Origin of the sequence: Streptomyces sp. NPDC059906 (assembly GCF_042730645.1) — a bacterium.
GTDB lineage: Bacteria > Actinomycetota > Actinomycetes > Streptomycetales > Streptomycetaceae > Streptomyces > Streptomyces rubrogriseus.
The window spans coordinates 17,127-37,934 of record NZ_JBHWKU010000029.1 but is presented as its reverse complement, the minus strand read 5'-3'; the positions used below and the strand labels follow the sequence as shown (position 1 = coordinate 37,934).

General features: G+C 72.6%; 17 protein-coding genes, 1 pseudogene and 1 riboswitch. Of the genes and pseudogenes, 8 read left to right on the top strand and 10 right to left on the bottom strand.

What is annotated here, in order from left to right:
- Positions 1-13: 13 nt before the first annotated feature.
- Positions 14-144: riboswitch (FMN riboswitch) on the bottom strand.
- 215 nt (positions 145-359) lie between these two features.
- The 3 genes from ACFV9J_RS32025 to ACFV9J_RS32015 all read left to right on the top strand — a co-directional run bounded on the left by ACFV9J_RS32025 (position 360) and on the right by ACFV9J_RS32015 (position 4,102).
- On the top strand, positions 360-2,741 hold the full coding sequence (locus tag ACFV9J_RS32025; protein ID WP_385360033.1) for a chitinase C-terminal domain-containing protein: 2,382 nt from the start codon (positions 360-362) through the stop codon (positions 2,739-2,741).
- Between the two features lie 162 nt (positions 2,742-2,903).
- Positions 2,904-3,668 (top strand): SDR family oxidoreductase, encoded by a 765-nt coding sequence (locus ACFV9J_RS32020; RefSeq protein ID WP_385360031.1) that lies wholly within the window; start codon positions 2,904-2,906, stop codon positions 3,666-3,668.
- Positions 3,665-4,102: a hypothetical protein gene (locus tag ACFV9J_RS32015; protein WP_385360029.1), complete on the top strand. Its 438-nt coding sequence runs from the start codon at positions 3,665-3,667 to the stop codon at positions 4,100-4,102. Before ACFV9J_RS32020 ends, ACFV9J_RS32015 begins: the two co-directional genes overlap by 4 nt.
- A gap of 21 nt (positions 4,103-4,123) precedes the next feature.
- On the opposite strand, the gene ACFV9J_RS32010 is transcribed toward ACFV9J_RS32015, so the two are convergent.
- Complete coding sequence (locus ACFV9J_RS32010) at positions 4,124-5,323, bottom strand: ROK family transcriptional regulator (RefSeq protein ID WP_385360027.1); 1,200 nt, start codon at positions 5,321-5,323, stop codon at positions 4,124-4,126.
- Between the two features lie 112 nt (positions 5,324-5,435).
- On the opposite strand from ACFV9J_RS32010, the gene ACFV9J_RS32005 reads away from it, so the two are divergent.
- Entirely contained in the window at positions 5,436-6,647 is a 1,212-nt protein-coding gene (locus ACFV9J_RS32005; RefSeq protein ID WP_385360024.1) for an MFS transporter, read from the top strand.
- On the opposite strand, the gene ACFV9J_RS32000 is transcribed toward ACFV9J_RS32005, so the two are convergent.
- Entirely contained in the window at positions 6,607-7,065 is a 459-nt protein-coding gene (locus ACFV9J_RS32000; RefSeq protein WP_385360022.1) for an acyl-CoA thioesterase, read from the bottom strand. The two genes, ACFV9J_RS32005 and ACFV9J_RS32000, sit on opposite strands and share 41 nt — an antisense overlap.
- Before the next feature lie 213 nt (positions 7,066-7,278).
- Here ACFV9J_RS32000 and ACFV9J_RS31995 point away from each other — a divergent pair, with 213 nt between their 5' ends.
- Positions 7,279-8,748: a uracil-xanthine permease family protein gene (locus ACFV9J_RS31995; RefSeq protein WP_385360019.1), complete on the top strand. Its 1,470-nt coding sequence runs from the start codon at positions 7,279-7,281 to the stop codon at positions 8,746-8,748.
- Here the strand turns inward: ACFV9J_RS31995 and ACFV9J_RS31990 are convergent.
- Positions 8,730-9,827, bottom strand: coding sequence for a glycoside hydrolase family 6 protein (locus ACFV9J_RS31990; RefSeq protein WP_385360145.1), 1,098 nt, complete (start codon positions 9,825-9,827; stop codon positions 8,730-8,732). The genes ACFV9J_RS31995 and ACFV9J_RS31990 overlap by 19 nt on opposite strands.
- 221 nt (positions 9,828-10,048) lie before the next feature.
- Between ACFV9J_RS31990 and ACFV9J_RS31985 the strand changes: the two genes are divergently transcribed.
- Both ACFV9J_RS31985 and ACFV9J_RS31980 read left to right on the top strand, forming a co-directional pair.
- The gene (locus ACFV9J_RS31985; protein ID WP_385360016.1) at positions 10,049-10,744 is read left to right on the top strand and encodes a DUF5995 family protein; all 696 of its coding nucleotides are present in this window, start codon (positions 10,049-10,051) and stop codon (positions 10,742-10,744) included.
- 133 nt (positions 10,745-10,877) lie between these two features.
- Positions 10,878-11,810 (top strand): LLM class F420-dependent oxidoreductase, encoded by a 933-nt coding sequence (locus ACFV9J_RS31980; RefSeq protein WP_385360013.1) that lies wholly within the window; start codon positions 10,878-10,880, stop codon positions 11,808-11,810.
- A 16-nt stretch (positions 11,811-11,826) separates the two neighbouring features.
- Here ACFV9J_RS31980 and ACFV9J_RS31975 read toward each other — a convergent pair whose 3' ends face one another.
- Both ACFV9J_RS31975 and ACFV9J_RS31970 read right to left on the bottom strand, forming a co-directional pair.
- Positions 11,827-13,524: a flavin monoamine oxidase family protein gene (locus ACFV9J_RS31975; RefSeq protein ID WP_385360010.1), complete on the bottom strand. Its 1,698-nt coding sequence runs from the start codon at positions 13,522-13,524 to the stop codon at positions 11,827-11,829.
- A 72-nt stretch (positions 13,525-13,596) separates the two neighbouring features.
- Positions 13,597-14,385 (bottom strand): carbon-nitrogen hydrolase family protein, encoded by a 789-nt coding sequence (locus ACFV9J_RS31970; RefSeq protein WP_385360008.1) that lies wholly within the window; start codon positions 14,383-14,385, stop codon positions 13,597-13,599.
- A 309-nt stretch (positions 14,386-14,694) separates the two neighbouring features.
- Here ACFV9J_RS31970 and ACFV9J_RS31965 point away from each other — a divergent pair.
- Positions 14,695-15,195: pseudogene (locus ACFV9J_RS31965) on the top strand (Repetin).
- On the opposite strand, the gene ACFV9J_RS31960 reads toward ACFV9J_RS31965, so the two are convergent.
- From ACFV9J_RS31960 to ACFV9J_RS31940, 5 genes are all read right to left on the bottom strand, one after another.
- Positions 15,143-16,381, bottom strand: a complete 1,239-nt coding sequence (locus ACFV9J_RS31960) for an MFS transporter (RefSeq protein WP_385360005.1) — start codon at positions 16,379-16,381, stop codon at positions 15,143-15,145. The pseudogene ACFV9J_RS31965 and the gene ACFV9J_RS31960 sit on opposite strands and share 53 nt — an antisense overlap.
- 169 nt (positions 16,382-16,550) lie before the next feature.
- Complete coding sequence (locus tag ACFV9J_RS31955) at positions 16,551-17,003, bottom strand: Lrp/AsnC family transcriptional regulator (protein ID WP_003977367.1); 453 nt, start codon at positions 17,001-17,003, stop codon at positions 16,551-16,553.
- Between the two features lie 15 nt (positions 17,004-17,018).
- The gene (locus tag ACFV9J_RS31950) at positions 17,019-18,509 is read right to left on the bottom strand and encodes an amino acid permease (protein WP_385360002.1); all 1,491 of its coding nucleotides are present in this window, start codon (positions 18,507-18,509) and stop codon (positions 17,019-17,021) included.
- A gap of 297 nt (positions 18,510-18,806) precedes the next feature.
- The gene (locus tag ACFV9J_RS31945) at positions 18,807-19,202 is read right to left on the bottom strand and encodes a hypothetical protein (protein ID WP_385360000.1); all 396 of its coding nucleotides are present in this window, start codon (positions 19,200-19,202) and stop codon (positions 18,807-18,809) included.
- A gap of 74 nt (positions 19,203-19,276) precedes the next feature.
- Positions 19,277-20,719, bottom strand: a complete 1,443-nt coding sequence (locus tag ACFV9J_RS31940) for a GuaB1 family IMP dehydrogenase-related protein (protein ID WP_385359997.1) — start codon at positions 20,717-20,719, stop codon at positions 19,277-19,279.
- Positions 20,720-20,808 lie beyond the last annotated feature (89 nt).

Sequence of the window (20,808 nt, the reverse complement as noted above, 5' to 3'; positions counted from 1 at the left end):
GAGTGCTCGCCCGCCGCGCACTGCCTCCCATCCGGACTTTAACCGTCGGTCCAGGAATTTCACCTGGTCAACCGGTCGCTGGAGGCGACCGGGTCGCGGACTGTAACCGCCGGTTCGGACTTTCACCGACCCCGGAGTGCGCTGCTTCTGGTACAGGGCCAGTGTGCCACGACTGATCCCCGTCCATGCGAACGGAGGGTGTGGAGTGGCTCACAGAACGCTCTTTCCACGACCGGGGCGTCACCGCGGCCGCTCCAACTGAGCGGCCGTCCAACCGTCTTGAGATTGGTCCATACCTATTGACTCACTGGTCTAGTCCTCTCTAGGGTCTGCGCAACTTCCGTGGAGAGGAACCGACTGTGCCTTCCCCGTCACGCTCCAGATCCCGCCACAGAGCGGGGCCGGCCCTGTTCGCGGCGGTCGCCGCCGTCGCCGGCCTGCTGCTCGCCGGTCTCCCGGCGACCGCCTCGCAAGCCGCCGACCAGGAGTCCTGTCGACCCGACGGGCTCTACGAGACCCCCGGCGTCGACGTCCCCTACTGCACGGTCTACGACGCCGACGGCAGGGAGAAGATGGGCGCCGATCACCCGCGCCGGGTGATCGGGTACTTCACGAGCTGGCGCACGGGCAAGGACGGCAAGCCGGCCTACCTCGCCTCGGACATCCCGTGGGACAAGATCACCCACATCAACTACGCCTTCGCGCACGTCGACGGCGGCAACAGGCTCTCCGTGGGCTCGGACGGCGAGAAGAACGCGGCGACCGGCATGACCTGGCCCGGGGTCGAGGGCGCCGAGATGGACCCGGACCTGCCCTACAAGGGCCACTTCAACCTGCTGGGCAAGTTCAAGAAGCAGCACCCGGACGTCAAGACGATGATCTCGGTGGGCGGCTGGGCCGAGACGGGTGGCTACTTCGCGGACGACGGCTCGCGCGTCGACTCGGGCGGCTTCTACTCGATGGCCACCAACGCGGACGGCTCGGTCAACCAGGCCGGCATCGACACCTTCGCGGACTCGGCGGTCGACTTCGTCCGGAAGTACGGCTTCAACGGCGTCGACATCGACTACGAGTACCCGACGACGATGAAGGACGCGGGCAACCCGCTCGACTGGTCCTTCGCCAACGGCCGCCGGGCGGGGCTGGTCAAGGGCTACGCGGCGCTGATGAAGACGCTGCGCGAGAAGCTCGACCGCGCGGGCGCCGCGGACGGCAGGCACTACCTGCTCTCCGTCGCCGCGCCGTCCTCCGGGTACCTGCTGCGCGGCATGGAGACCTTCCAGGTCCAGAAGTACCTGGACTACGTCAACATAATGTCCTACGACCTGCACGGCGCCTGGAACGAGTACGTCGGCCCGAACGCCGCGCTCTTCGACGACGGCAAGGACGCCGAGCTGGCCGCCGCCAATGTCTACGGCAGCGCCCAGTACGGCGGCATCGGCTACCTCAACACCGACTGGGCCTACCACTACTTCCGCGGCTCCATGCCGGCCGGCCGCATCAACATCGGGCTGCCGTACTACACGCGCGGCCACAAGAACGTCCAGGGCGGCACCGACGGCCTGTGGGGCAAGGCCTCCGCGTCCACCTGCCCGGCGGGCTCCGGCCTGACCAAGTGCGGTGACGGCGCCGTCGGCATCGACAACCTCTGGCACGACCTCGACACCAACGGCAAGGAGTCCCCGGCGGGCTCCAACCCGATGTGGCACGCCAAGAACCTGGAGAAGGGCATCGTCGGCGACTACGTCACCGACTACGGCTTCCCGGCGGACACGAAGCTGACCGGCACCTACGCCCGCAAGTACGACGCGACGCTGGTGGCCCCCTGGCTGTGGAACGCCGAGAAGAAGGTCTTCCTGTCCACCGAGGACGAGCAGTCGGTCGGGGCCAAGGCCGACTACGTGGTGGACCGCGGCATCGGTGGCGCGATGATCTGGGAGCTGGCCGGCGACTACGGCTGGAACGCCGCCAAGGGCCAGTACGAGATGGGCGACACCCTCACCTCGCTGATGTACGACACGTTCAAGTCGGCCGCGCCCTACGGCGCGAAGAAGTCCAACGCGGACCTGCCGGCGCAGGCCGTGGACGTGGACGTGGAGTTCACCGACTTCAAGCTGGGCGACTCCAACTACCCGATCACGCCCAAGCTGCGGATCACCAACAACACGAAGACCGCGCTGCCGGGCGGCACGGAGTTCCAGTTCGACTACGGGACCTCTGCCCCGGGGAACGCCTCCGACCAGTCGGGATTCGGCACCAAGGTCATCCGCAGCGACCACACGGGCGGCAACGCGGGCGGTCTGAAGGGTGACTTCCACCGGGTGTCGCTGAAGCTGCCGGCGTGGCAGTCGCTGGCGCCGGGCGCGACCGTGGACCTGGCGTTCAACTACTACCTGCCCGTGTCGACCCCGTCGAACTGGACGGTGACGATCGGCGGCACGGCGTACGCCCTGGCGGGTGACCTCGCCCGGGGCACGACCGTGGTGGACCCCGGGACGCAGACGCCCACCCCCACCCCCACCCCCACGCCCACGGGCACCGAGTCCCCGGGGCCGAGCCCCAGCCCGACGGACGGCACCGGGCAGTGCACCGCCCCCGCCTGGGACACGGCCTCGCCGTACGGCGGCGGCACCACGGTGTCCCACCAGGGGCACACGTGGAAGTCCAAGTGGTGGACGAAGGGCGAGGAGCCCGGGACCACCGGTGAATGGGGTGTCTGGCAGGACCTCGGCGCCTGCTGACCCCCGCCCGAACGGGCCCGGCGGCGGTGACGAAGGCCCTTGCCCGCCGCCGGGTCACCCCAGCGCACCCTGCCGGACACGGGCAGGGTGCGTTGTCCTTCGGGCCGCGCCACGGTGTGATGGGCGAACCACACGCCCACATCCGGCAGGGGACTGAACGGCATGACCACGATCCTGGTGACCGGCGGCACCGGCACGCTCGGCCGGCTCGTCACCGAACGGCTGCGCGCCGACCGGCACGAGGTGCGGGTGCTCAGCCGGCACAGCGAGCCGTACGCCGTCGACCTGCGGCAGGGCGGCGGCGGCCTGGACACGGCGCTCGCCGGTGTCGACACGGTCGTGCACTGCGCGACCACACAGCGCGGCGGGGACGAGCGGTCGGCCGCGAACCTGATCGCGGCGGCGCGACGGGCCGGCGTGACCCACCTGGTCTACATCTCGATCGTCGGTGTCGACCGGGTGCCGCTCGGCTACTACCGGTCCAAGTTCGCGGTCGAGAAGCTGGTGGAGGAGTCGGGGATCGGGTGGACGGTGCTGCGGGCCACCCAGTTCCACAACCTGGTGGTGCAGATACTCCAGGCGCTGGCCAAACTGCCGGTCGTGGTGCTGCCCGCCCACGCCTCGGACCAGCCGGTGGAGGTGGCGGAGGTCGCCGACCGGCTCGCCGGACTGGCCCAGGGACCGCCCGCCGGGCGGGTGCCGGACATGGGCGGTCCCGAGGTGCGCACCTTCGCGTCGCTGGCCCGCGCCTATCTGGGCGCGACGGGACGCCGGCGGGCCGTGGTGAACCTGCCGCTCGCGGGGAAGACTTACCGCGCGTTCCGCGCGGGCGGGCATCTCGCGCCCGAACACGCGGTCGGCGAGGGCACGTTCGAGGAGTACCTGGCGAGGCGGTTCGGCGGCGGGGAGGGCGGGCGGCGCGGATGACCGGACGGGTGTGGCTGCGGGCGGGGCTGGGGCTGCTCGCGGGCGGCCAGGTGGTGCTGGGGCTGTGGATCCTGCTGCTGCCCGAGCTGTTCTGGAAGTGGCCCTGGGTGTCGCACCTGCCGCCCTACAACGAGCATCTGCTCCGGGACTTCGGCGGGGCGAGCCTCGCGCTCGCCGTGGTGCTGTGCGCGGCGGTGGCGACGATGGAGCGCCGCCTGGTGCTCACGTCCCTGGCGGCCTATCTGGTCTCCTCCGTCGCCCACCTCCTGTTCCACGCCCGGCATCTGGTGCCCCTGTCCGCGGGGAGTGCCGCGGGCTTCATGGCGCTGCTGGGAGCGGCGGTCCTGCTCCCGGCGGTACTGGTGTGGCTGGCGGCGGACGGCACGGCGTTCCGGGAGCCGGGCTCCGCGGGCACCGGCCGGCGCCGCGAGTGAGACCCCTCCGGGCGCCGCGGGCTACCGCTCGGGCGGGGCGAAGAGGTCGTCCTGGGCACGGTCGCGGGCGGTGAGCAGGGCGCCGCGCAGTACCGCGCCGCCCCCCAGGGTGCTGGGCCGTACCTCCGTGGCCAGCGGTGACATGCGGGTGAGCCGGTGCTGGACGCGGTCGGCGAGGGCGTCGGCACCGGCCCGGCCGATCTCACCGGCGAGGACCAGGCAGCCGGGGTCGAGGACGGAGACGACGGCGGCGGCGCCGAGGACGACGCGGTCGGCGAGCGCGTCGAGGAACCGCTCGGCGGCCGGGTCGCTCCCGGACGCCGACCGGCGTACCGCCTCCCGGACCAGCGCGGCGGCGTGCGGCTCGGGCCCGGCGGGCCGTGCCGTCACGCCGTGCTCCGCCGCGAGGGCGGTCACCGCCGCCGAGCCCGCCACGGAGTGGAAGCCGCCGTCGCAGTCGGTGGCGGAGGGCAGGCCGGCGGTGCCCGGCACCGGCATGAAGCCGATCTCGCCCGCGCCCCCGGACACGCCCCGGCGCAGGGTGCCGTCGAGGACGACGGCGGCGCCGATGCCGAGGCCGAGCCAGAGCAGGACGAAGGTGTCCCGGTCCCGGGCGGCACCGTCGCGCTGTTCGGCCAGGGCGGCGAGGTTGGTCTCGTTCTCGACGCCGACCCGGGCCTCGGGGAACTTCTCCTGGAGCGCGGCCATCAGCCGGCGATGCCACTCCGGCAGCCCGGTGGAGTCCCGCAGTTCACCGCCGGCCGGGTCGATCAGGCCGGGCGCGCCGATGCCGACGGTGTGCAGCCGGTCGGCGCCGGCCTCCTTGACCGCGCGCTCGACCAGGCTCACCGCCTGCTCCACCGCGGGACCGGTGCCGGAGTGGTCGTCGATCGGCACCGACGCCTCGGCGAGGACCCGGCCGAGCAGGTCGGAGACGAGCACGGCGACGCCTTCGGTGCGCACGTCGAGGGCGGCGAGGTGGGCGCGCTCGGCGACGATGCCGTACAGCTTCGCGTTGGGTCCGCGGCGCTGCTCGCCCGACTCCCCCGCCACCTCGATGAGTCCGGAGGCGGTGAGGCGTTCGACGAGGTCGGCGACGGTGGGCCGGGACAGGCCGGTCAGCTGCTTCAACTGCCCTGCCGTCAATGGGCCCTCCCGCTGGAGCAGCTGAAGGGCGAGCCGGTCGTTGATGGCCCGGGCGGTGCTCGGTGATGCGGGCATGCCGGGATCCTTCCAGATCGGCGGCGCGGGGGCCGCACCGGTAATCCACTATCTATCAGGCAGGCTCCCTGATAGTTTACGCCGCGGACTGACGGACACGGAGGGGTGGACCATGGACACAGGGACCTACGGGCGGCGCGAGGTGAGACACGCCCGGTACGCCGTGGCGGCCGTGTTCGCCGTGCACGGCTCGGTCACCGGCTCCTTCGCGACCCGGGTGCCCTGGATCCAGGACCACGCCGGCGTGAGCGCGGGCCAGTTGGGGCTGGCACTCGCCTTCCCGGCGCTCGGCGCGTCCCTCGCCATGCCGCTGGCCGGCCGCGTCACCCACCGCTTCGGTGCCCGCGCCGCCCTGCGCGGCCTGCTGGCCCTGTGGACGCTGGCGCTGACCCTGCCCTCCCTCGCGCCGAACCTGCTCACCCTGTGTCTCGCCCTGTTCGTCTACGGCGCCACGGCGGGCATGTCGGACGTGGCGATGAACGCCCTGGGTGTCGAGATCGAGAACCGCCTGGACAAGTCGATCATGTCCGGGCTGCACGGCATGTGGAGCGCGGGCGCGCTGACGGGTTCGGCGGCCGGGACGCTCGCCGCCCACCTGGGCACGGACGCCCGGACGCACCACCTCCTGGCCGCCGCGGTGCTGACCGTGACGGGCCTGGTCGCCTGCACCTGGGTGCTGGACCTGCAGCCCGCCGAGGACGAGGACCCGCCGCCGCGCTTCGCGCTGCCGCCCAGGTCGGCGCTGCTGATCGGCGCGGTCGGGTTCTGCGCGGTGTTCGCGGAGGGCGCGAGCCTGGACTGGTCCGCGGTCTATCTGCGGGACGAGCTGGAGACCTCGGCCGGTCTGGCGGCGGCCTGCACGACGGGCTTCACGCTGACGATGGCGCTGGCCCGGCTCGCCGGCGACCAGGTGGTGGACCGGTTCGGCGCGGTCCGCACGGTACGGGTGAGCGGTGTGCTGGCCGCCCTCGGCGGTCTGCTCGTCGTGGTCGGCGGCCATCCGGCGGTGGCGATGACCGGCTTCGCGCTGATGGGCCTCGGCATCGCCGTGGTCGTCCCGCTGTGCTTCGCCGCGGCCGGCCGGGCCGGTTCCAACCCGAGCCTGGCCATCGCGGGCGTCGCGACCATCACGTACACCTCGGGCCTGGTCGCGCCGAGCGCGATCGGCGGTCTGGCCCAGGCGACCAGCCTGGTGGTGTCGTTCGGTCTGGTGACCCTGCTGGCCTGCTGCCTGGTGGTGTTCGCGAGGGTGCTGCGGGCCGGGGACCGGAACCGGCCGAAGATCAGTGGGCCGGTCGCAGAAGTGCCCGACCGGCAGTCCTGAACGCCTCGCTCCACGGCGCCGGGCGCAGCGTCCGGGAGTCCAGCCGGACCAGCACCCGGGCGCCCCGGGCGTAGGTGGTGGCGCCGTCCGCCGAGCAGAACCGGAAGCCGTAGGTGAGACCGGTGGTGCCGAGCCGTTCCAGCCACAGGTGGACGGCGTACGCGCCGGGCCGGGTGACCGGCGCCTCGTAGCCGATCGTCAGTTCCCTGACCGCGTTGCAAGCATCGCCGGCCGCCTCCCAGTCGCCCTCGAACCGGACGCCGTGCCCGGCCCACAGCTCGGTCCAGGCCCGCTCGACCATCACCGGGTAGCGGGCGTTGTGCAGCAGTCCGAGGGCGTCCAGGTCGTCGAAGTGGACGGTCACGGGGACGAGCCGGCCGGGGGAGAGAACGGGGGTGGCGGGGGCTTCGGCGGTCACGGGCGGGGCTCCTGGTAGTGCTCGGCTGTGCTCACGTGTGCACATTTGTGCTCACGCGTGCTCACGTAGGGCGGTACCCCCTCATCCTAAGCGGTCGCTCACCGATGGCTTCCGGGAAGGTGCTGGTCAGCGGGGGCGCGGGACGGAAACGGGTCGGGTACCCCTGACAATGGTCCCGACAGTCCTCACGTACAGAGAAAGCGAAACCTCACCATGGACCTCGGCGTGCGTTGGAAACTGCACGGGGACGGGAAGGTGCCCGCCCCCGGAGCGGTGGTCCGCCCCGACGAACGGCTCTCCTGGCCCCGCACGGCCGGGCTGGGCGCCCAGCACGTGGTGGCCATGTTCGGGGCGTCGTTCGTGGCTCCGGTCCTGATGGGCCTGGACCCCAACCTCGCGATCATGATGTCGGGCGTGGCGACCGTCATCTTCCTGCTCGCCACCCGCGGCCGGGTGCCCAGCTACCTCGGCTGCTCGCTCTCCTTCGTCGGCGTCGCCGCGGTCATCCGGGCGCAGGGCGGCACCAGCGCCACGGTGACCGGCGCGGTCCTCGTGGTCGGCGTCGCGCTGTTCCTGGTGGGGCTCGCCGTGCAGCGGTTCGGGGCGCGGATCATCCACGCCGCGATGCCGCCGGTCGTCACCGGCGCGGTGGTGATGCTGATCGGCTTCAACCTGGCCCCGGTCACCGCCTCCACCTACTGGCCGCAGGACCAGTGGACGGCACTGTTCGTGATGCTGTTCACCGGTCTGGCCGTGGTGTGCCTGCGCGGCTTCTGGTCCCGGATCGCGATCTTCCTCGGGCTGGTCTTCGGGTACGTCCTGTCCTGGGCGCTCGACCGGATCTTCGGGCAGATCCACTCGGTGGACGGCAGCGGCAAGCTCACCGACCACTGGCGCCTCGACTTCTCCGCCGTGGGCCAGGCCGACTGGATCGGGCTGCCGTCCTTCCACGGGCCGAGCTTCGAGTGGTCGGCGATCCTGGTCGCCCTGCCCGTCGTCATCGCCCTGATCGCGGAGAACGCGGGGCACGTCAAGGCGGTCGGCGAGATGACCGGCGACAACCTCGACGACAAGCTGGGCACGGCGATCTCGGCCGACGGCATCGGCTCGGTGCTCTCCACCGCGGTCGGCGGCCCGCCCAACACCACGTACTCCGAGAACATCGGCGTGATGGCCGCGACCCGGGTCTACTCGACGGCCGCGTACTGGGCGGCGGCCGGTTTCGCCCTGCTCTTCGGCCTCTGCCCGAAGTTCGGCGCGGTCGTGGCGGCGATCCCGGGCGGCGTGCTCGGCGGCATCACCGTCATCCTCTACGGCATGATCGGCCTGCTCGGCGCGCAGATCTGGATCAACGCCAAGGTCGACATGCGCAACCCGCTGAACCTGGTGCCCGCCGCCGCGGGCATCATCATCGGCGTCGGCAACGTCAGCATGGAGTTCACCGACACGTTCTCGCTCAGCGGCATCGCGCTCGGCACCCTGGTCGTCATCACCGGCTACCACGCGCTGCGGGCCTTCGCCCCGGCCCACCTCAAGACGCAGCAGCCGCTGCTGGACGAGGGCACGTCGTCGTACGACGCGAAGACCGAATCAGGCGGCGCCGGTGGTGACGGCGGTGACAGTGGTGACGGCAGTGACGGCAGTGACGGCGGTGACGGCGGCGCTCAGCGTGCCAGGTCGTAGGCGTACGAGGGCGTGAACGTCCCGGGCTCGCCCCGGCAGCCGTCCGACTCCCCGGGCAGCTTGACCCACAGGTAGGCGTCGATGCGACCCATGCCGGTGGTGAGGGTGGGTGCGCGGCCGAGGCCGCGGCCGTCCGGGTCGCACCACTCGCCGTCGGCCGGGGCGCCGTTGCCGTTGCGGCTGGTGTCGATGACGGCACCGAGGCTCGCCGGACCGCCGAGGGCGTCGAGGACCGCGCGGTCGTAGGCGACCTCGTCGGCGGTGGCGTGGAAGTTGGAGACGTTGCTGAAGACGCCGTCGGAGGAGTCGGGCGAGGCGGCACCGGCCTGTTTCAGCCAGCCCGCCTGCTTGGCGGGCGCGTGCCAGCCGGAGTGACCCGCGTCGTAGTACACCCGGGCGGCCGGGTTGGCGTCCTTCATGACCCGCCCGGCGCGGGCCAGGGAGGCGAAGCGGTCGGCGCGCCCACCGGCGGTCAGGCACTCGGACTGGGCGACCGAGTCCGGCTCCAGTACGACGATCACCTCACCGGAGCCCAGCCCGGCGGCGAACCGGTCGATCCAGGCGTCGTAGGCGTCGAGGTCGGGCGCGCCGCCCTCCGAGTGGCCGCCGCAGTCGCGGTCGGGTATCGCGTACGGCACGAGGACCGGCACCCGGCCCTGGGCGGCGCCCGCGGAGGTGACGGCGCGGACCCTCGCGGTGATGGTGGCCGGGGTGTGGTCGGCAAACCAGACGGCGGCCGGGTGTCCGGCGATCCGGGACGCGATGACGTCCCGGCGCGGGTCGTCGGGGTGGGCCCGGACCCAGTCGAGGACCTGGGAGTCGGGGTGCCGGTAGAGCCGGGTGGCGGCGTCCGTCGTCCCGGGTTCCCTCTTCGTGGGGTTCCGCTTCGGCGAAGGGGCGGAAGTGGGCTTCGCGGCGGTCGGCGTCGGTGACACCGCCGGCGACACGGATCGCGACGGCACCGCCGACGCGGACGGGGACGGGGAGACGGGCAGGGCGTCCAGCCGCACCGAGTGGGTCACCCGCGGACGGCCGGCGTCGGCACCCCTGTCGTCCTCGTCGCCGAGCGCGGTGAGCATTCCGGCGACGGTCCCCACCGCGACGACGACGGACGCCGCCGCGACCGTCGCACCGCGTCCTGCGGCCCGCCTGCGCTCGGCCCCGCGAGCAGCCCGGCGCCGGGCACGACGGCCTGACACGTACGGTCCCCCTCCCCCGCGCGGCGGGCGCGTTCCCCCGTTCTGGGGAAGCGTCGGGCCCGCCGGCACTCCCGTCAGCCTAAAGCTGCGACGCTGCGGCCATGGCGCACTGCGAGCAAGTCCCGACGGCCGCCTTGACGGTGGACACCGTCCTGTCCCGGATGCGCGCCCTCGACACCGCGCTGCCGGACCGGGACGGAGTGGCGGTCTTCAACCGCGTCTACCTCGCCGTCACGGAGGCCGTGGACCGGCACATCGACGGCGGCCGGTTCGCGGACGCCTCGGCCGCGACCGCGCTGGACGTGCGGTTCGCGGAGCGCTATCTGGCCGCCGTGGACGCGGCGGAGGAGGACCGCCGTCCGCCCGCCTGCTGGCGCCCCCTGTTCCAGTTCCGCCGCCATCCCGGGGTACGGCCGCTGCAGTTCGCGCTGGCGGGCATCAACGCGCACATCGGCCACGACCTCGCGCTGGCCGTGGTGGACACCTGTCGTACGCTCGGCTGCGAACCCGTCGACCTGGAGGACGAGTTCGACCGCGTGGGCGATCTCCTCGTCTCGCTGGAGGAGCGCATCCGCGACGAGCTGATGCCGGGTCCCGACGTCCTGCAGATCGCCGACCCGCTGACCCATCTGCTGGGCTCCTGGAGCCTGGACCGCGCCCGCGAGGCCACCTGGGCGGCGGCCCGCGCGCTGTGGGCACTGCGCCGGCTGCCGGACGTCGCCGGGGAGTTCACCGTACGGCTGGACGCCGCGGTGGGCTTCGCGGGCCGCATGCTGCTCACACCGCTGCCGGACTGACCGGCCGGTTCCCGCGGCGGGCGCTCCCGGAACTCCCGCGCGATCGCTGTACGTTGCAACTGGTGGGCCCCATGGGCAACCTGGTGGGAACCATGGGCAACATCGCACCCCGACGGCGAAGGAGCACCCCGGTATGACGACCCGGCTCGGACTCGGCCTCCCCCAGATGCGGCAGTACGACATCGGCAAGGACGTCCCCGACGTGGCGCGCGCGGCGGAGCGGATGGGCTACGAGAGCCTGTGGGTGTTCGAGCGCGCCCTGTTCCCGGAGCCCGCGACCCAGGGGCTCTACGGCGTCGAGGGCCTGCCCTGGCCGGACACGTACCGCGGCGTGGCGGAGCCGCTGGTCACCCTCGCGCTGGCCGCCGCGGTCACCGAGCGGGCCCGGCTGGGCACGAGCGTGCTGGTCGCCCCGCTGCACGTCCCCTTCCAGCTGGCCAAGTCGCTGGCCTCGCTGGACGCGGCGAGCGGCGGCCGGGTGGTGGCGGGCTTCGGCACCGGCTGGTCGCACGACGAGTACGCGGCGGCGTCCGTGCGGCCGTTCGCCGAGCGCGGCGCCGCCCTCGACGAGCTGATCGGGGTGTGCCGCGCGGTATGGGGGCCCGATCCGGTGGTGTACGACGGGGAGGTCACGAAGATCGCGTCCGCCGTGGTCGGCCCCAAACCCGCCCGGCCGATCCCGATCCTGCTGGCGGCGGGCGACAGCGGCCGGGCCCGGCGTCGGCTGGTCGACCACGCCGACGGCTGGCTGCCGACCGGCATGGGCGCCGAGACCGTCGCCGGGCAGTGGCAAGAGCTGCGGGAGCTGGCCGCCGAACGGGGCCGCACGGAACCGATCCGGACGGTGCTGCGGGTCAACACCCGCTACAGCGCCAGGAACTACGAGGGCTCCGACCGCCGTCCCTTCCAGGGCGGCGTCGACCAGATCGTCGAGGACCTGGCGGCGCACGCCGAGATCGGCCTGGACGAGATCCTCGTCGACCTGCAGAGCACCACGCGCGACGCCGAGGAACTCAAGGACGTCGCCGCCCAGGTCTACGAGAAGGCGAGGGCGGCCGGCGTCTAGCCCGGCCGGGGATCCCCTAGTCCTCGGGGAGCTCCACCGGCGCGATCTCCTCGTACAGGTCGCCGGGGCCGGGGTTGGTCGCGTCGGTCTCGCCGCCGAGGTGGTGCATGACGCCCCAGACCGCGTTCAGCGCGGTCTGCACGGCGCCCTCGGCCCAGCCGGCCGTCCAGGAGATGTCGTCGCCGGCGAGGAAGATGCCCCGCTTGTCCTCCGGCAGGTCCTCCTGCATGAAGTGGGTGAACAGGCGCCGCTGGTAGCGGTAGTGGCCGGGCAGGTTGGCCTTGAACGCGCCCATGAAGTAGGGCTCGTTCTCCCAGGAGACCGTCACCGGGTTGCCGATGACGTGCTTCCTGATGTCGACCTTCGGGTAGATCTCGCCGAGCGACTTCAGCATGACCTCCATCCGCTCGTTCGCGGACAGCGGCAGCCACTTCAGGCTGTCGTCGCACCAGGTGTAGGAGAGGCAGATGACGGCGGGCTTGTCCGGGCCGTCGTCGAGCAGGTAGGTGCCGCGGGTCATGCGGTCGGTGAGCGTCATCGACATGACGTCCCGGCCCGTGTCCTCGTCCTTGTCGAGCCAGAAGGGCCGGTCCACGGGCACGAAGAGCTTGCTGGACTCCATGTAGTGGGTCCGCTCGATCGCGGTCCAGTGGTCGATCGGGAAGAGCGAGTCGTCGCAGGCGATCTTCGAGAGCAGCATCCAGGACTGGGCGGTGAAGATCGCCGCCCGGTAGGTGCGGATGTCGCCGTCGGCGTCGGTCACGGTGATGCCGTTGCCCGCGGTGCGGTTCAGCCGGGTCACGGCCGGGCGGGGCTCGCCGCCCGCGTGCAGGGACCGCAGGGAGGTGCCGTGCGGCCAGTGGACGATCTTCTCCGGCTCGCGCTCCCACAGCCTCAGTGGCAGCTGCTGGGAGCCGCCGACGATGCCGCGGTGGTGGTCGTCGGCCTCGGTGTAGACGACGCGGAGGATCTCCAGGATGGAGTTGGGGAAGTCGGTGTCCCAGCCGCCGGTGCCGAAGCCGACCTGGCCGAAGATCTCGCGGTGCCGGAAGGACTTGAAGGCCTCGGAGTCGCACAGGAAGCCGTAGAAGGTCTGGTTGTCGAGCTTCTCGACCAGCTTCGCCCAGATCTCGCGGATGCGCGGGACGTCGCGCTCGCGCAGGGCGCGGTTCATGTCGGTGAAGTCGGCGCCCTCTTCGAGGCACTTGGCCCAGGCGTCGGCCACGTCCCGGTAGACCTGCGGCAGGTCGTCGAGGGTCTCGGCGTAGTGCGACTCGCCTTTCAGGTCGACGACGGTCGACGGCGTGGCCTCGGCGAGGGGGTTGGGGAAGGGCTGGGTCCGAAGGCCCACCAGGTCGATGTAGTGCTGGAGGGCGGTGGAGGACGGCGGAAAGCGCATCGCGCCCATCTCGGCGGTCAGCGAGGGGTCGCAGCCGTCGAAGCCGACGGTGCGCAGCCGGCCGCCGATCCGGTCGGCCTCGTAGACGACGGGCCTCAGGCCCATCTTCATCAGCTCGTAGGCGGCCACGATGCCGGACAGGCCGCCGCCGATGACGGCGACCTCGGTGCCGTGCCCGGTCGCGGGTATCTGGCCGAGTCCCGCCGGGTGGGCGAGGAAGTCGTCGTACGCGTACGGGAAGTCCGGCCCGAACATGGTGATCGGCGGCTGCTGCTCGTCTGCGTGCTCGATCGCGTTGGGCACGGTGGACGTCATGGGGTGCGGACTCCTTGCGCGGGTGGAACGGGTTGAACGGCTGGAACGGGGGCGGGACGCGTGGTTCGCGGCTCAGGCGAGGGCGCCGTAGAGACCGGGGCGGCGGTCCTTCAGGTACGGGTTGGCCTCCCGGGACGCGGCCAGGAAGGCCGGGTCGGCGTCGGCGAGGATCAGCTCCTCGGCCCGCCCGGCGCCGGCGCGGGCGACGCCGTCGGGCCCCGCGAGGACGGACAGGCCGACGAACTCGAACTCGCCCTCCCGACCGACACGGTTGACGTACGCGACGTACATCTGGTTCTCGAAGGCCCGCACCGGCACGACGGACTCGGCGACGAACTGGAACGGGTGCATCTGCGCGGTGGGGACGAGCAGCAGGTCGGTGCCGGCCAGGGCGTGGGCGCGGACGTTCTCCGGGAACTCGACGTCGTAGCAGATCATCAGGCCCACGGTGAGGCCGTTCAGCTCGGCCTGGACGACGGGCTGCTCGCCGGGGGTGAAGTGGTCGCGCTCGAAGCAGCCGAAGAGGTGGGTCTTGCGGTAGCCCGCGAGCCGGGTGCCGTCCGCGGCGATGAGCTGGACCGAGTTGAAGACGCGCGCGCCGTCCCGCTCGGGGTAGCCGTACGCGACGGCCAGGCCGTGCCGCTCGGCGATCTCCGCGACGGCGTCGGTCGCGTCGCCGTCGGCGGGCTCGGCGAGGACACCGACGGCGTCGCCGATGGCGTATCCGGTCAGGAACAGCTCGGAGGTGACGAGCAGCGCGGCTCCAGCGGCGGCGGCGCGGCCCGCGGCCTCGTCGAGGACCTTGAGGTTCTCGGCGGTGGAGCCGGGGCGGCCGGAGCTCTGGAGCAGGGCGGTGCGCATGCGTGTTCCTCACCGGTCGCAGGGGGGTTCGGGGGCCAGATAGACGGTACGGTCGGCGGACTCGGCCGGACAAGACGGACCTGTTGCGCGCCGGTGAGCGGTTCGTTGCGTGCATCCGGCACCCGTCGGCGATTCGTTGCGCCCCCGGCGGACGCTCACGTCCTCCCCGGGAAGCAGAGCGGGCCCGGTCCCTCCCCGCCGCGCGGCGGAGGTGGTACCCGCCGTGGGCCCGATGTGGCGCGGAGGCGGCGCCGGGACAGTGGTGACCGTTCGGTTCACCGGCTTCGACCTCACGGGAGACGACCCGCCATGAAGCGCCGTACCGCGACCGCCGCACTCTGCGCCGCCCTGCTGCTCACCGCCGCCCCCACCGGCGCGGCCGTCGCCGCCGGCCCCGACGGGAAACCGCACGACGGCCCGCCCCCGAGGGAGGCCGCCGCCCTGACCGGCACCGCCTAGCTGGACAACGAGGACCCTCTCAAGGCGACCGGGACCTTCGCGTTCAGCCACTACCTGAACGGCAAGGGCGCGCGGGCCGAGGCCACCGTGGACTGTCTCCTGACCGGCGGTGACGTGGCCGTCGTCTCCGGCGTCATCACCGACTCCGACCTACCCGGTGCCGAGGGGAAGCAGGTCGGCATCACCGTCCACGACCTGGGCCGCCACGACCGGGTCGGCTACAGCTGGGCGGCGACGGGCAGCCCCGCGGAGGGTGGGGAGCTGCCCCGGTGCGTGAAGTCGGCGCCCTTCGAGAAGGTCAGGAAGGGGACCGGCGGCTTCGACGTCGTGCCCTGGCAGCCGCCGCTGTAGTCCGGGCGGCGCCGGCCAGCAGCAGCGCCGTCAGGACGTAGGGCAGCGCGGAGAGCGCGAAGGCGGTGCCGTGGCCCCATGCCGTGGCCGCCGCGGCGTAGGCACCGTAGGTGGCGAGGTTGCCCAGCTCGGTGCCGAGGCCCGCGATCGAGGTCAGGGTGGCCCGCCCGGTGTCGTCGATGCGCTGCTGAAGGCGGGCGTCGGCCAGCACGGTCGCCAGTTGGAAGCCGCCGAAGGCGAACGCCACCAGGACCAGGGCGGCCGGTGTGCCGGCGAGGCCCCCCACGGCCAGGGCGAGCGCGGAACCGGTGAGCAGCGCGGCGAACCCGTTGGTGGTCAGGCGCTCCGCGACACCGGCCAGCAGGCTGCCTGCCGTGGCTCCGGCCCAGATCACCAGCAGCAGCCAGGGCACGGTCTCGGCCGCCACGCCGGTGTCGTGCGCCAGCAGCGGCGTGTACTCGTCGAGCGCGCCCCACACCGCGGTCACGGCCGGTACGAGGAGCAGCGCGCCGCGCACGGACCGGTCGGCGCGCGCGTCGGCGAGTCCCGCGCGCAGGGTCGCGGACCGGCGTTCGCCGCCGCCGGAGGGGGTCCGGTGCTCGGGGAACCGGGTGGCCACGGCCGCCGCCGCCAGACAGGCGAGCACGCTCGCGGCGCCCACCGCATCGTAGCCGCCCCAGGCGAACACCGGGCCGGCCAGGCCCATGGCGGACATGGTCGCGGCGATGCCGATCGCCCGGGCCCGGCCCATGACGCGGGCGTAGTGGCCGGCCGCGCCCGCCCGGTCCAGCTCGTCGTAGACCAGCGCCTCCAGCGCGCCCGAGCCGAGCGCGCCGCCCGCGCCCCACAGCACGAAGCCGAGCGCGAAGGCGCCGTAGGAGGGCGCGAGCACCCACAGCGCGAAGCCGGCGGCGGTGAGCAGCGGGCCGAGGATCAGCGGCAGCCGCCGGGAGACGGCGTCGGCCCAGGCGCCGGAGGGCACCTCGAACAGCATGCCCGTCAGCGACCACAGGCCGAACAGCGAGGCCGTCTGCCAGACGGACAGGCCGGTGTCGGCGAACAGCAGCGCGTACACCGGGTAGAGCAGGACGAACTCGTCGCAGAACGCGGAGGCGTACAGCGTGCGCACGAGCCGGCGGGTGCCGGCGGGTGCGTGGGCACGCCCGGGCGAGGTGGAGACAGTCATGAGGCCTTCCCGAGGGGGCGGATCGGACACCGGAGGTACGGCGTCCGCGGCGGCCCTCGGGGGGAGGCGCTACGGAAGGCGCTACGGGTGGCGCGGGTGGCGCGGGTGAATCAATGTCGCCAGGTCATGGCACCGATGCTAGAGGGCACGCGGCGCCCTGCCCACCGGATTACGTGGGCGAGCCCGACGAGAAGCGCCGCAGCAGCGGCGAGAGCACCAGCACGGACTTGGTGCGCTCCACGAAGGGCTCCCCGGCGATCCGCTCCAGGACCCGTTCGAAGTGCCGCATGTCGGAGGCGAAGACCTGGGCGACCGCGTCGGCGTCCCCGGTGACGGTGGACGCGGCCACGACCTCCTGGTAGCGCTCCAGGCCCCGCTGGATGGTCTCGGGCGAGGTGTTGCGGCGGCAGAAGATCTCGACGAACCCCTCGGTCTCCCAGCCGAGCGCGGCGGGGTCGACCCGTACGGTGAAGCCGGTGATGGCGCCGGTGGCGCGCAGCCGGTCCACGCGCCGCTTCACGGCGGGCGCGGAGAGTCCGACCGACTGCCCGATGTCCGCGTAGGAGCGGCGGGCGTCCTCGGCGAGGGCGTGCACGATGCGTTCGTCGAGATCGTTCAGCACTGCGGGTCGTTCACTTCACTTCTGGTGCGTGCGGACCTCGGACGGGTCCGGTGTGGCGAGTCGGGAGCGGCGGTGGCCGTACCCGAAGTAGAACACGAGCCCGACGGCCATCCAGACACCGAAGACCACCCAGGTGACGTTGGACAGGCTCCCCATCATCCAGACGCAGAGGCCGAAGCCCAGCGCGGGCAGGACCGGCGAAAGCGGCACCCGGAAGGTGCGGCGCATGTCGGGCCGGGTCCGGCGCAGCACCACGACGGCGACGTTGACGAGCGCGAAGGCGAAGAGGGTGCCGATGCTGGTGGCGTCGGCGAGCTGCCCGAGCGGGACGGCGGCGGCGAGGACGCCGCAGAACAGGGAGACGATCAGCGTGTTGGCGCGGGGTGCGCCGGTCTTCGGGTGGACCTTGGAGAAGACCTTGGGCACCAGTCCGTCGCGGGACATGGCGAACAGGACGCGGGTCTGGCCGTAGAGGACGGTCAGCACGACGCTGGCGATGGCGACGACGGCACAGAAGGCCAGCAGGGTGCCCCAGAAGCTCTGCCCGGTGACGTCGGTCATGATCTGCGCGAGGGACGCCTCGGAGTCGGTGAAGGTCCGCCAGGGCTTGGCGCCGACGGCGACGGCCGCGACCAGGACGTACAGCACTGTGACGATGACCAGGGACAGCATGATCGCGCGGGGCAGGTCGCGCTGGGCGTTCCTGGCCTCCTCGCCGGCGGTGGAGGCCGCGTCGAAGCCGATGTAGGAGAAGAAGAGCGTCGCGCCGGCCGCGCTGACCCCGGCCATGCCGAGCGGCATGAAGTGCTCGTAGTTGCCGGAGCGGAAGCCCTGCACGCCGATCGCGCAGAAGAGCACCAGGGCCGCGATCTTGACGACGACCATGATCGTGTTGGCGCGGGCGGACTCGCGGGCGCCGCCGAGCAGGAACGTCATGGCGAGGAGCACGACGATCAGCGCGGGCAGGTTGAAGATCCCGCCGTCGCCGGGCGGGGCCGACAGGACCGCGGGGAGGGTGACGCCGATGGTGCCGTCGAGCAGCTCGTTCAGGTACTCGCCCCAGCCGACGGCGACGGCCGCCACGGACACGCCGTACTCCAGGACCAGGCACCAGCCGCAGATCCAGGCGACCAGTTCGCCCATGGTGGCGTAGGCGTAGGAGTACGAGGATCCGGCGACCGGGATGGTGCCGGCCAGCTCGGCGTAGGACAGGGCCGAGAAGAGCGCGGTGAGGCCCGCGATGACGAAGGACAGCGTGACGGCCGGTCCGGCCTTGGGCACGGCCTCGCCGAGGACGACGAAGATGCCGGTGCCGAGGGTGGCTCCGATGCTGATCATCGTGAGCTGCCAGAGGCCGAGGGAGCGGCGGAGGCTGCCGCCCTCGCCCTGGCCGCCCTCGGCGACCAGGCGTTCCACCGGCTTGCGGCGCATGAGGCGCGCGGCCAGGCCCGGGGACGGTGGGACGGCCGATGCGTCGCGGTGCGGGGGTGCGCCGTGGTCGAGCACGCGTTGACTCCTTTGTCGCTGCCGGTCGGGCCGCCGGGGTGGGCGGACGGCTCCCGGCGGGCCTGGGGAGCGGCGGGGACCTGGGGGCGCGCTCGTGCAGAACGGGGACCCACCGAGCGGGGTCCCCGCCACGCCACGTACAGCGCAGAACACTACGAGCGGGGCGATGCCCCGGTAATGCGGCAACCTTGCGCGTTCGGGCACGATCGTTGCGTTCGACGCGGCAGGGCGGATGTTCGTTGCGCGCGGGGTGTGCGGTGGTGCGCCCGGGGGCGACGGACGGTGGATCGGGCCTGCTCAGTGACCGTCCGGCTCGCCCGCGGCGGCGCGTGCCTCGGCCGCGTCCGCGGCGTCGAAGCCGATCTGTCCGGGTTGGCCGCGGGCGGCCTCCTGGGCATCGATCCAGCGGGTGTGCGCCTCCCAGGCGGCCTGTTTGCTGGTGCCGAGGGCGGCTCCGATCTGTGCCCAGGAGGCACCGGCCTCGCGGGCGGCGCGGACGGTGAGCTGGCGCCCGTAGGCGGCCTTGCGGGCGACCACCTCGCTCAGCGCGAGCAGTTCGAGGAGCTGGGGGCGGTCCAGGGCCTCGTCGTCGCTGCCGAACCCGGCGAGGGACTCGCGGGCGCGCAGCTCGTCGAGGCGGCCCACGGCGGTCAGCAGGGTGTGCTGCGGCTCGATGCTCTGCGGTGTCGTCATGCGTCCAACGTCGCGTCAGGACGGCTTGACGTCAAGCCGTCCTGACGCTCGCTGTGCCGGGCTTCGGGGGCCGGTCAGCTCCAGCTGGCGTGCAGCGGCTTGCCCTCGGCGTAACCGGCGGCGCTCTGGATGCCGACGACGGCCTTCTCCGCGAACTCCTCCAGGGAGCCGGCACCGGCGTAGGTGCAGGACGAGCGGACGCCCGCGATGATCGCGTCGATCAGGTCCTCGACGCCGGGCCGGGCCGGGTCGAGGAACATCCGCGAGGTGGAGATACCCTCCTCGAACAGCGCCTTGCGGGCCCGGTCGTACGCCGACTCCTCCGAGGTGCGGTTGCGCACCGCGCGCGCGGAGGCCATGCCGAAGGACTCCTTGTAGGCGCGGCCGTCGGCGTCGTGCTGGAGGTCGCCCGGGGACTCGTAGGTGCCCGCGAACCAGGAGCCGACCATCACGTTGGACGCGCCGGCCGCGAGGGCCATCGCCACGTCGCGGGGGTGGCGGACACCGCCGTCGGCCCACACGTGCTTGCCGTACTTCTTCGCCTCGGCGGCGCACTCCAGGACGGCGGAGAACTGCGGCCGGCCCACGCCGGTCATCATGCGGGTGGTGCACATGGCACCGGGGCCGACGCCGACCTTGACGATGTCGGCGCCCGCCTCGATCAGGTCGCGCACACCCTGGGCGGAGACGATGTTGCCCGCGACGATCGGGACCCGCGGGTCGAGGCCGCGCACCACCTTGACGGCGCTGATCATCGACTCCTGGTGGCCGTGCGCGGTGTCGATGACGAGGGTGTCCACGCCCGCGTCGAGCAACTGCTCGGCCTTGCCGGCCACGTCGCCGTTGATGCCGACGGCGGCGGCGACGCGGAGCTTGCCCTGTGCGTCGACGGCCGGGGTGTACAGGGTGGCGCGCAGGGCGCCCTTGCGGGTGAGGATGCCGGCGAGGCGGCCGTCCTTGTCCACGGCGGGCGCGTAGCGCCGGTTGGCCGCGTCGAGGGTGTTGAAGGCCTCGCGCGGGTCCAGGTCGGCGTCGATGAGGATCAGGTCCTTGGACATGACCTCCTCGAGCTGGGTGAAGCGGTCCACGCCGTTCAGGTCGGTGTCGGTGACCACGCCGACCGGCTTGCCGTCCTCGTCCACGACGACGCCCGCGTTGTGCGCGCGCTTGGGCAGCAGGGCCAGCGCGTCGGCGACGGTCTGGTGCGGGGCCAGCACGATCGGGGTGTCCAGGACGTGGTGGCGGCTCTTCACCCAGGAGACGACGTCGGTGACGACCTCGATCGGGATGTCCTGCGGAATGACCACGAGGCCGCCGCGCCGGGCCACCGTCTCGGCCATCCGGCGGCCCGCGATGGCGGTCATGTTGGCGACGACCAGCGGGATCGTGGTGCCCGTGCCGTCCGGGGAGCCGAGGTCCACGCCCTGCCGGGAGCCGACGGCGGAGCGGCTCGGCACCATGAACACGTCGTCGTACGTCAGGTCGTACGAGGGCTGGATGTCATTGAGGAAACGCACGTGCTGCACATCCCAGTCGATCAGAGGTGGCCCCCGGACAGGTCAGCCAGGGGGAAAGAGCACGTACTTCATTCTCCCATGACGAGTGG

Coding starts and splice junctions, on each gene's coding strand:
- ACFV9J_RS31980 (WP_385360013.1), top strand. CDS start 10,878: ATGACGACCCGGCTCGGACTCGGCCTCCCCCAGATGCGGCAGTACGAC.
- ACFV9J_RS32010 (WP_385360027.1), bottom strand. CDS start 5,323: ATGCCCGCATCACCGAGCACCGCCCGGGCCATCAACGACCGGCTCGCC.
- ACFV9J_RS31985 (WP_385360016.1), top strand. CDS start 10,049: ATGGCGCACTGCGAGCAAGTCCCGACGGCCGCCTTGACGGTGGACACC.
- ACFV9J_RS31960 (WP_385360005.1), bottom strand. CDS start 16,381: ATGACTGTCTCCACCTCGCCCGGGCGTGCCCACGCACCCGCCGGCACC.
- ACFV9J_RS32015 (WP_385360029.1), top strand. CDS start 3,665: ATGACCGGACGGGTGTGGCTGCGGGCGGGGCTGGGGCTGCTCGCGGGC.
- ACFV9J_RS32020 (WP_385360031.1), top strand. CDS start 2,904: ATGACCACGATCCTGGTGACCGGCGGCACCGGCACGCTCGGCCGGCTC.
- ACFV9J_RS31990 (WP_385360145.1), bottom strand. CDS start 9,827: ATGCTCACCGCGCTCGGCGACGAGGACGACAGGGGTGCCGACGCCGGC.
- ACFV9J_RS31995 (WP_385360019.1), top strand. CDS start 7,279: ATGGACCTCGGCGTGCGTTGGAAACTGCACGGGGACGGGAAGGTGCCC.
- ACFV9J_RS31970 (WP_385360008.1), bottom strand. CDS start 14,385: ATGCGCACCGCCCTGCTCCAGAGCTCCGGCCGCCCCGGCTCCACCGCC.
- ACFV9J_RS31975 (WP_385360010.1), bottom strand. CDS start 13,524: ATGACGTCCACCGTGCCCAACGCGATCGAGCACGCAGACGAGCAGCAG.
- ACFV9J_RS31945 (WP_385360000.1), bottom strand. CDS start 19,202: ATGACGACACCGCAGAGCATCGAGCCGCAGCACACCCTGCTGACCGCC.
- ACFV9J_RS32005 (WP_385360024.1), top strand. CDS start 5,436: ATGGACACAGGGACCTACGGGCGGCGCGAGGTGAGACACGCCCGGTAC.